Source organism: Halobacterium rubrum (assembly GCF_021729015.1).
GTDB lineage: Archaea > Halobacteriota > Halobacteria > Halobacteriales > Halobacteriaceae > Halobacterium > Halobacterium rubrum.
In genome coordinates, this window is the sequence record NZ_JAJQQZ010000001.1 from 219715 (window position 1) to 229014 (window position 9300).

The following is a 9300-nucleotide window of genomic DNA, read 5'->3' on the forward strand; positions in this document are numbered from 1 at the left end:
GGGCTACGACACGTCCGCCCGCCCGCTCGTCGCGTCCGCCACGCGCTCCCGGAGGCCGTCGGCGTCGGCCACGGCCACGGTCACGTCGAACGCCACGTCCTCGCCGTAGTCGGCGTCGAACTCGCAGTCCGCGCTCTCCAGAATCCCCCGGACAGTGCCCGAGTCGTCGTACTCGACGGTCACCGTGAACCGCTCCTGTGGCCGTTGCTCGACCACGCCGGCGGCGTCCACGGCGTCCTTGACCGCTCGCGAGTACGCCCGCGCCAGCCCGCCGACCCCGAGGTTCGTGCCGCCGTAGTACCGCGTGACGACGACGACGGCGTTCTCCACGTCGCGCTGCTGGAGGACGTTCAGCGCCGGCTTCCCCGACGAACCGGTGGGTTCGCCGTCGTCGCTCTGGTACTCGCGCAGCATGTGTCCTCCCCCCGGTCCGCCGGACTCCACCCGCACCCGGTAGCAGGGGACGTTGTGCGTGGCGTCGCCGTGGCGGTCCCGCACCTCGTCGACGAACGCCTCCGCCTCGTCGACGGTACCGGCGGGGCTGGCGTACCCGATGAACTCCGAGCCCTGCACCTCGAAGCTGGCGTCCCCCCGGCCGGCGAGCGTGCGGTAGACGTCAGTCACGCCAGTAGCTCGGTCGGCGAGCGAGTTCCCGCTTGCGGTTCGTCGCCCCAAAAGGTTATGCGTACGTCGGCGCAATCCCGGGACAGATGGCCGCGTTGACGACGCTCGAGTTGCTGTACGTCGCCGCCAGCGTCGCGCTCTCCCTGTCGGGGCTCGCGATGGTGGCGTTCGCAGCGAACGCGTTCCTCCAGACCGAGCGCCGCGAGATGCTGTACCTCGCGCTCGGGTTCAGCATCGTCGTCGCGGCCGCCATCGCCACCACCGTCTCGGCGTTCGCCCAGGACTTCGAGAACGCCATCGTCCTGCTCACCGTGAACTACGCGCTGACGACCGTCGGCTACCTCTTCATCCTCGGCAGCGTCGTCTTCCGGAAGTAGCGCTGCTCCTCCGGGCGCCCGGTTCACGACAGCTCGACGGAGCGCACGAACGGCATGTCGGCCAGCTCCGTGAACACCTCGCCCGGCAGCTCCTCGTCCGTCACCAGATAGAGCCGGGGTTCGTCGGTGAACTCGGGGTCCTCGCTGATGGTCTGGCGGATGGAGATGCCGCGGTCGGCCAGCAGCCCGGTCACCTGCGCGACGATGCCGGGCTCGTCGGCGTCCTGCACGGCGATGGTGACGACGTGGAGGTCCAGCACCGGCGCGAGGTCCATCAGGCTCGGAATCTGGCTGATGTTCTGGAAGATGCGCGTGAGCTCGTCGTCCGCCAGGATGGCCTCGGTCGTGGAGTCGACCACGCGGCGGTCGACGCCCGCCTCCTGGGCGACCTGCGTGTAGGGAATCTCGATGTCCCCCGAGACCACGCGCCCCTCGTCGTTCACGGAGAAGCCGCGCTCGAGCAGGAGCCGGATCACGGCCTGCTGGCCGGGGCTCCCCTCGAACTTCTCCATAATCTCTGCGAACATACCCGGAGTCAGGTGGACGCGCCTGAAAACGGTTCGCGTCTGACCGGCGTTGCGGACGCGCCAGTCGGTGTCTCCCTGGGATCGACCAGCGTCGACACCGACCCGTCGGCGAGTCGCCGCTGCGGCCGTCGGCGAGCAGGCTTTTGGTGCCGCACCGCGACGCAAGCGGTATGCGTCAGGTAGACACCTGTGACTTCTGTGGCGAGGCCCCGGACGGGGTCTTCGAGGTGGTTCCGGCGGCCGTCCCCGACGGCCCGGTCCGGCTCGCCCTCTGTGCGGACTGCCAGCGGACTCTCGAGACGGTCGTCGACCCGTTGCTCGACGCCGACGCCGGCGAGGCGGGCGACGGCGCTGTCGGCGACAGCCAGCGAGACGACACCGGAGCGGCCGGCGAGCCGGCGGACAGCACTACTACTGCTCCCGAATCCGCCCCCGAGCGAACCGCGACGACGGCAGCGCCGTCCGGTACTCGGAATGCGGCCGACGGCCCGGCCTCCAGCGCCGACGCGGACGCCAGCAGCGCCGAGACTGATGTCGTCCAGTCCGAGACTGACGCCAGTAGCGACGACACTGACGCCGCCCGAACCGAGACCGACGCTGGCAGCGCGGATGCCGCCGACGACGGCATCACCATCGAGGAGCCGTCCGGCGGGACGCCCGTCGAGCGGCCGGACGGCTACGCGCAAGTGCTTCGCCTGCTGGAGAACCGCGACGACGGCATGCCGCGCAGCGACCTCCGGTCGCTCGCGACGAACGCCTACGACCTCACCGACGCGTCCTTCGAGGCCGCCGTCGAAGCCGCCATCGAGAACGGCGACGTCGAGGACACCGCGGGCGGCCTGCGTCGCACCTAGAGGTCGCCCTTCGTCGACGGCGTCTCGCCCGCCCGCCGCTCGTCCACGCGAGTCGCGTCGTCCAGCGCCCGCGCGACGCCCTTGAACAGCGCCTCGACCTCGTGGTGGGCGTTCTCTCCGGTGACCTCGCAGTGCAGCGTGAGTTCGGCGTTCGTCGCGAACGACCGCCAGAAGTGCGCCGCCATCTGGCTGGTCAGCCCGCCGACCTCGCGCTGGCTGAACTCGCCGTCGAACTCGTAGACTGCGCGGCCCGAGACGTCCACGACGACGGCCGCCACCGCCTCGTCTAGCGGCACCCGGCGGTCCGCGAACCGCTCGATGCCGCGCTTCTCGCCGACAGCCTCGTCGAACGCCGTCCCGAGCGCGATGCCGACGTCTTCGACCGTGTGGTGGTCGTCGACCTCGAGGTCGCCGTCGCAGCGCGCCGTCAGGTCGAACAGCCCGTGTTTCGCGAACGACGCCAGCATGTGGTCGAAGAAGGCGACGCCCGTGTCCACCGTGCTCTCGCCGTCCCCGTCGAGGTCGAGCGTGACCTCCACGTCGGTCTCGGCCGTCTCCCGCGTCACCGCGGCCGTGCGGTCTGTCATTGGTTGGGTCGTGGCAGGCCGGCTACAAGGCCGTTGCGCTCGTCGCAGTCCGCTGGCTACGGACGCCGCCGAGAACCAGCTACTCTTCGACCGCCCGCTTCGCCTCTTCGAGTGTGAAGCTCCCCTCGTAGAGGGCGGTGCCGACGACGACGCCCGCAGCCCCAGCCTCCTTCAGCGCGCGGACGTCGTCGACGGTGGCGACGCCGCCGCTGGCAATCACGGGGATGTCGACGCTGTCGGCGAGCGCCCGGACGGGTTCGGTCCGGACGCCTTCCTGGCGCCCCTCGACGTCCACGTCCGTGAACAGGATGGCGGCGGCGCCGAGGTCGACGTAGCGCTGGGCGGCCTCCACGGGGTCCATGCCGGTGCCCTCGGTCCACCCCTCGACGACGACCTCGCCGTCTTTCGCGTCGAGGCTCACCATCACGCCGTCGCCGTACTCGGCCGCGATCTCTCCGACGATGTCCGGGTTCTCGACGGCCGCGGTGCCGAGGATGACGCGGTCGACGCCCCGGTCGAGCAGGTCGGTGGCGTCGTCGGCGGTCCGGATGCCGCCGCCGACCTGCACGGAGACGTCGGTCGCGTCGAGCACGCTACCGACGGCGTCGGCGTTCGCGCGAGCGCCCTCGAACGCGCCGTCGAGGTCCACGAGGTGGAGCGTGTCGGCGCCCTCGTCTACCCACCTCGTCGCGGCCTCCACGGGGTCGCCGTACTTCCGTTCTGTCCCGCGCTCCCCCTGGACGAGCTGGACGACCTCGCCGTCCTGCATGTCGACGGCGGGTACCACCGCGAACGACTCGAAAGCCATACTGTCGCCACGGCCCGGCGCGTATAAAACCCCTCGCTGGCGGTGGCCCTACTCGTCCTCGTCGCCCGTCACGAACCGGGTCGCGTGCCGGATTGCTGGAGTGAACAGCAACTACTATGACTCGGGGCGCCGAACTGCCGGGGTGATGCCGACGGTAGAATACCTCAACTACGAGACGCTGGACGACCAGGGCTGGGACATGGACGACGACGACCTCTTCGAGAAGGCTGCCGACGCGGGCCTCGACGACGAGGACTACGGTAGCCTCGAGGTCGCCGAAGGCGAGTACATCCTCGAAGCCGCCGAGGCGCAGGGCTACGACTGGCCGTTCTCGTGCCGCGCCGGCGCCTGTGCGAACTGCGCGTCCATCGTCAAGAAGGGCGAAATCGACATGGACATGCAGCAGATCCTCAGCGACGAGGAGGTCGAGGAGAAGAACGTTCGCCTGACCTGCATCGGCTCGCCGGCCGCCGACGAGGTCAAGATCGTCTACAACGCCAAGCACCTCGACTACCTGCAGAACCGCGTCATCTAACGCGGCGACGACCCACATCGTTTTTTCGCCGGACGCGTGCAAAAGGGCTAAGCAACCGCAGGTCCGTCACCCGGTAGTGGTGGACGCTTCGATACCGGACCTCCTGCGGCTCGTCGCGGTGCCCGCGCTCGGCTGGGCCGCGCTTCGCGACGTGAGCACGCGTCGCGTCACGAACGACCTCTGGGGGCCGCTGGCGTTCCTCGGCGCGCTCCTCCTGCTCTGGGAGGGCTTCGCCGCGCTCGGGCAGCCGGGCGCGTTCACGCTGTTCGCGGTGCGGGCGGGGTTCAGCCTCCTGTTCGTGATTCCGCTCGCGTACGGCTTCTGGTACATTGGGGGGTTCGGCGGCGCCGACGCTCGCGCGTTCATGGTGCTTGCCGTCCTGTTCCCGACGTACCCCGCCTACGAGGTTGCCGGGTACGCGCTCCCCGAGGTGCAGACGACGCTGGGCGTGTTCTCCCTGACTATCCTCACGAACACGGTGTTGCTCGGGCTGGCGTACCCGCTCGTGCTCGGCGTGCGGAACGCGCTCGACGGCGAGTACTCGGTCGTGATGTTCGTCGGGCGGCGGGTCGCCGTCGACGACCTGCCGTCGATTCACGGCAGTCTCCTCGAGGACGGCGACGGCTTCACGCGGGCCGGCCTCGACCTGGACGCGCTCCGGATGTACCTCCGGTGGCGCGGCCTCACGCTGGCGGACCTCCGCATGGACCCCGAACTCCGGGACCCGGCGACGCTCCCCGAGGACCCCAGCGACCCGACCGACGGCGCCGTCGCCACCGACGGCAGCGGCGACCCCTGGGGGGCGGCGGCGTTCCTCGACGCCATCGACCACTCGGCGTACGGCACGACGCCCGCCCAGCTCCGGGCGGGCCTCGACCTCGTCGCCGAGCGCGAGGACGTCTGGGTGACGCCCGGCGTCCCGTTCCTGCTGCCGCTGTTCGTCGGCCTCGTCGTCGCGCTCACGTTCGGCGACGTGCTGTTCTACGTGCTGGACGCGCTGGGGTTCGCGGCGGCCTGAGCCGCACGCGCAACCACTAACCCCGCGGGCGCCCAGTCGCCGGTATGGAGGAGTTCGACGTCGACCTCGACTTCGGCGACGACGGCCTCGTCACCGTGGTCGCACAGGACGCCGACAGCGGCGACGTACTGATGCTCGCGCACGCCACCCGGGAGGCGGTCGCGGAGACCGCCGAGACCGGGCGTGCGCACTATTACTCGCGCTCCCGCGACGAGCTCTGGGAGAAGGGCGCGACCAGCGGCAACACGCAGGCCGTCGAGGAGATTCGGGTCGACTGCGACGGCGACGCGCTGCTGTACCTCGTCGACCAGACCGGCGGCGCCTGCCACACCGGCTACGAGTCGTGTTTCCACCGCACGCTGGACGGCGACGTCGTCGGCGAGAAAGTCTTCGACCCCGAGGAGACGTACTGAATCCTCTCAATACCTCCAAGAGTTTATAACTCCTAAATAGCAAACTCTGGTTTATCCGGGATTACGGACTAGAGCCGCCTAACAACCGGAATAGAACTCATAATGGACGCTATTCGATTTACTTTCCTGTCTTTTGCGTCTTGGTACGCTTTATCGAAATTCCTGTGGATCTTCTCTGTCGTCGCTAAGATCTGCCGTTGCTGGGGTTCAGACAGTGGGGCAAATAGCTGCTCTTCGGAATCAGTAATTGCATTGTATGTCTCCAGGTCGTCAGCAAAAACGAAATCTTCGTGGGTGAATCTGGAATAAACGGAGTTCAGATAATCGTTGTACGACTTCCGCTGATTCTCTAATTCATCAATGGAGAGGCCAGTTAGCTCTTCATACGAAAAGTGCTCTTCGATGAAAGCAAGCCTTCTCTCCAGAAATTCGTCTGCAGTTTCGTCATTTGGGGTTCCTAGAAACTGCGAGTCATTCTGTTCCTCTTCTCGGTCCATTGTGTACAATGTAGGAGCCTAGAACAAAAAGAACTACGGCGTCCTAACTGTATTCGGCAGAATCCAACGCCTCTATCGCTGGATTAGGCGCTTGCGATATCCTTCAGAATATCGGGCGCCTGCTCCAGTGCGTCGTCGAGGCTGTCGACGTCTGGGCCGCCGCCCTGCGCGAAGTCGGCGGGACCGCCGCCGCCGCCGCCCACCATTCGAGCGAGTTCGCCGACGACCTCGCCGGCGTTCACGGGAACGTCGTCGGGGACGCCGACGACGAACTGCGCGCCGTCGGCGCCGGAGCCGACGACCGCGACCTTGCCGCCGTCGACGAGCGCGTTCGCGGTCGCGCGGAGCTCGTCCATGTCGCCGTCCACGCGCTGGACGACGGCCGTCGTGCCGGCGACGTCGATTTCCTCGCCGGCGCCGCCGCCGGACGCGCGCGCCTCGGCGAGCTGTTCTTTCAGGTCCTCGATGGTCTTCCCGCGCTCCTTCCACTCGGTGAAGAACCGCTCGGCGGTCTCCGGCACCTCCGACGGCGTCACGTCGAGAATCTCGGCGGTCGCCAGCAGGTCGTCCTCCAGCTCCTGGACGTGCTCGACGGCGGCTGCGCCGGCGGCGAACGTCAGCCGCTCGACGCCGTCCTGTACGCGCTCGGCGTTCAGAATCTTGATGGAGCCGATCTCGCCCGTGCGGTCGACGTGCGTCCCGCCACAGGCCTGCACGTCGTCGTCGACGTGCACCAGCCGGATCTGTTCGCCGGTCGGGATGCCGCCCTGGTAGAGGTCGAAGCCGTACTTCTCCTCGGCCTCGTGGCGGTCCGGCCACTCCCGCTGCACGCTCGTGTTGTCGGTGACGACCTCGTTGGCGACGCGCTCGATCTCCTTGACCGTCTCGCGGTCGAGGCGCTCGTAGTGCGTCACGTCGATGCGCGAGGAGTCGACGCCCTTCTGGGCGCCTGCCTGCCGGACGTGCTCGCCGAGCACCTGCCGGGCGGCGTGAACGACGACGTGCGTCGCGGTGTGGTGGGCCATCAGGCGGCGGCGGCGCTCGGTGTCGATCTGGCCGCGCACGAACTCGCCTTTGCCCGGGCTCTCGGCGGTCCGGTGGAGGACGACGCCGTCGCGCTCCTGGACGTCCGTCACGTCGACGGTGCGGTCGTCGGTCGACAGCGTCCCGGTGTCGGCGGGCTGGCCGCCGCCCTCGGGGTAGAACATCGTCTGGTCGAGGACCACGTCGTAGGCGGCCTCGCCGTCCTCGTCCTCGCGCTCGAAGACGTCGAGGACGACGGCCTCGAACTCCGAGCGGTAGGCGTCGTCGTAGTACAGCGTCTCCGTCTCCGGCAGGTCGGCGAGGCGCTCGTCGCCGTCGTCGCCGGCCGCCTCCCCGGCGTCGGCCTCGTCGTGGCGGGCCGCCACGAGCGAGTAGAAGTCGTCGGGGGCGTCGACGTCGGCGCCGACGTCGGCGGCGATGTCCGCCACCATGTCCGGCTGGATGCCGTGGGAGTCGTAGAGCTCGATGAGCTCGCTGGTCGGAATCGGCTCGCCGCGCTCGGCGTACTCCTCGGCGAGTTGCTCGACGCGACGGCCGCCGCGTTCGAGCGTCTCGGCGTACTTCTCGACCTCCGAGCGCACGATGCTCCGGATGCTGTCGCGGTTCTCGTAGCCGAGGCGTTCGGCCTGCATGTCGACGAGCTCGTCCAGCGGGACGTCCGCGCCGACGTCGTCGACGAGGCGCTTGGTGCGGCGCAGCACCATCCGCGCGAGGTAGCCGGTGCCGACGTTCGACGGCACGATGCCGTCACCGAACATGTACGCCAGCACGCGGGAGTGGTCGGCGATGGCGTAGATGTCCTCCAGCGGCTCGACGAGCCCGGTGAGGTAGTCGGCGTCGACGCCGAGTTCGCCGGCGACCTCGGCGCGCGCGGTCGCCATGTCGTCGATCTCGTCGATGTCGAGGTTGCCGGAGAGCTTCGACGCGCGGTGGACGAGCTCGGCCTCTTCGTCGGTGTGCTCGATGCCCGCCTGCTCTTTCAGGAAGTCGATGGTCTCGGGGTAGACGGCCTCGTAGACGGTCGGGGTGCCCTGGCTCATCCACGTCCAGCGCTCGACCCCGTAGCCGGTGTCGACGACGCGGCGGTCCATCTCCGCGTACGTGTTGCCGTCTTTCATCTCGTACTCGCCCTCGGGGTCCAGTTCGAGGCTCATGAAGACGAGCGTCGCCAGCTCGAGGCCCTTGTAGATGACCTCGAAGGCGGGCCCGGCGTTGCCGCCGCCGACCCAGGGGTCCTCGATGAACGTGACCTCGTCCAGCGGGACGCCGACCTCCTCCAGCAGGCCCTCGCAGTATTCGACGGTCTGGTCCTTCCAGTAGACCTCGCCGTCGTAGGCGTAGTCCGTGCCGTCGTCGGCGTTGAACGCGTGGTGGCCGAGCATCTCGAACGCCATCGTGTGCCGGCCGGTCTTCCCGACGTTGTCGATGTCCTGCATCCGGATGCAGGGCTGGCTCACTACCAGTGGGTTCGCGGGCGGCGGCGACTCGCCGCTCGTGACGTGGGGCTGGAAGTCGTAGATAGAGGCCTGCGTGAGCAGGACGTCGTCCCGCCAGCGGTTCGCCGCGACGGGGTAGGGGTCGATGCGCTCGTGGCCCTCGCGCTCGAAGTACGAGAGCATCTCCTCGCGCATCTCGGTCAGCGAGTACTCCTCCTCGAAGCCGGGGTCGTCGATGAACTGGTAGTCCTCGCAGGGCGGTTCGCCGCAGGTCTCGCGGTCGCCGTCACGGGTCCAGAAGTGCGCACCACACTCCACGCACTCCGTTCGGTGGAACCCTTCCTCCTCGAAGTACTCGAGGCGGTAGGCGGACTCGAGGTCGCTCATTGGGGGTAGGTGGCCGGCGAGCGAGTAAAACAGTTCCGGGACTGCGAGAGCCAAGCGAGCGCAGCGAGCGCGGGTCTCGGGCGTGCGAACGGCGAACGGAGTGAGCCGTGAGTTGCGAGCGCCGCGAGGCACCGTCAGGCGCCTCGGAAGGAGTGAGCGGTGACCGCAGGGAACCGCGAGACGCGAGCCGTCT

11 protein-coding genes are annotated in these 9300 nt (G+C 68.5%); 5 read left to right on the top strand and 6 right to left on the bottom strand.

Annotated features, from left to right (window positions below):
• Positions 1-3 precede the first annotated feature (3 nt).
• On the bottom strand, positions 4-624 hold the full coding sequence (locus LT971_RS01135; protein ID WP_237005013.1) for an IMPACT family protein: 621 nt from the start codon (positions 622-624) through the stop codon (positions 4-6).
• An 86-nt stretch (positions 625-710) separates the two neighbouring features.
• Here LT971_RS01135 and LT971_RS01140 point away from each other — a divergent pair, with 86 nt between their 5' ends.
• Positions 711-1001: a hypothetical protein gene (locus LT971_RS01140; RefSeq protein WP_237005014.1), complete on the top strand. Its 291-nt coding sequence runs from the start codon at positions 711-713 to the stop codon at positions 999-1001.
• Between the two features lie 23 nt (positions 1002-1024).
• Here LT971_RS01140 and trpY read toward each other — a convergent pair whose 3' ends face one another.
• Positions 1025-1528: a TrpY family transcription regulator gene (trpY, locus tag LT971_RS01145; RefSeq protein ID WP_237005015.1), complete on the bottom strand. Its 504-nt coding sequence runs from the start codon at positions 1526-1528 to the stop codon at positions 1025-1027.
• Between the two features lie 170 nt (positions 1529-1698).
• On the opposite strand from trpY, the gene LT971_RS01150 reads away from it, so the two are divergent.
• A complete protein-coding gene (locus LT971_RS01150) occupies positions 1699-2382 on the top strand; it encodes a DUF8528 domain-containing protein (protein WP_237005016.1) in 684 nt (227 codons plus the stop codon).
• On the opposite strand, the gene hisB is transcribed toward LT971_RS01150, so the two are convergent.
• Complete coding sequence (gene hisB, locus LT971_RS01155; RefSeq protein ID WP_237005017.1) at positions 2379-2969, bottom strand: imidazoleglycerol-phosphate dehydratase HisB; 591 nt, start codon at positions 2967-2969, stop codon at positions 2379-2381. The genes LT971_RS01150 and hisB overlap by 4 nt on opposite strands.
• A 79-nt stretch (positions 2970-3048) precedes the next feature.
• Entirely contained in the window at positions 3049-3777 is a 729-nt protein-coding gene (hisA, locus tag LT971_RS01160; protein ID WP_237005018.1) for a 1-(5-phosphoribosyl)-5-[(5-phosphoribosylamino)methylideneamino]imidazole-4-carboxamide isomerase, read from the bottom strand.
• Positions 3778-3922: 145 nt separating this feature from the next.
• Here hisA and fer2 point away from each other — a divergent pair, with 145 nt between their 5' ends.
• The 3 genes from fer2 to hisI all read left to right on the top strand — a co-directional run bounded on the left by fer2 (position 3923) and on the right by hisI (position 5743).
• Complete coding sequence (gene fer2 / locus LT971_RS01165; protein ID WP_237005019.1) at positions 3923-4312, top strand: ferredoxin Fer2; 390 nt, start codon at positions 3923-3925, stop codon at positions 4310-4312.
• 79 nt (positions 4313-4391) lie between these two features.
• Entirely contained in the window at positions 4392-5330 is a 939-nt protein-coding gene (locus tag LT971_RS01170; RefSeq protein ID WP_237006239.1) for an A24 family peptidase C-terminal domain-containing protein, read from the top strand.
• Between the two features lie 44 nt (positions 5331-5374).
• On the top strand, positions 5375-5743 hold the full coding sequence (gene hisI / locus LT971_RS01175; RefSeq protein ID WP_237005020.1) for a phosphoribosyl-AMP cyclohydrolase: 369 nt from the start codon (positions 5375-5377) through the stop codon (positions 5741-5743).
• Positions 5744-5811: 68 nt separating this feature from the next.
• Here the strand turns inward: hisI and LT971_RS01180 are convergent, their stop codons facing one another.
• A complete protein-coding gene (locus LT971_RS01180) occupies positions 5812-6240 on the bottom strand; it encodes a hypothetical protein (RefSeq protein ID WP_237005021.1) in 429 nt (142 codons plus the stop codon).
• 83 nt (positions 6241-6323) lie between these two features.
• On the bottom strand, positions 6324-9107 hold the full coding sequence (alaS, locus tag LT971_RS01185; protein ID WP_237005022.1) for an alanine--tRNA ligase: 2784 nt from the start codon (positions 9105-9107) through the stop codon (positions 6324-6326).
• Positions 9108-9300 lie beyond the last annotated feature (193 nt).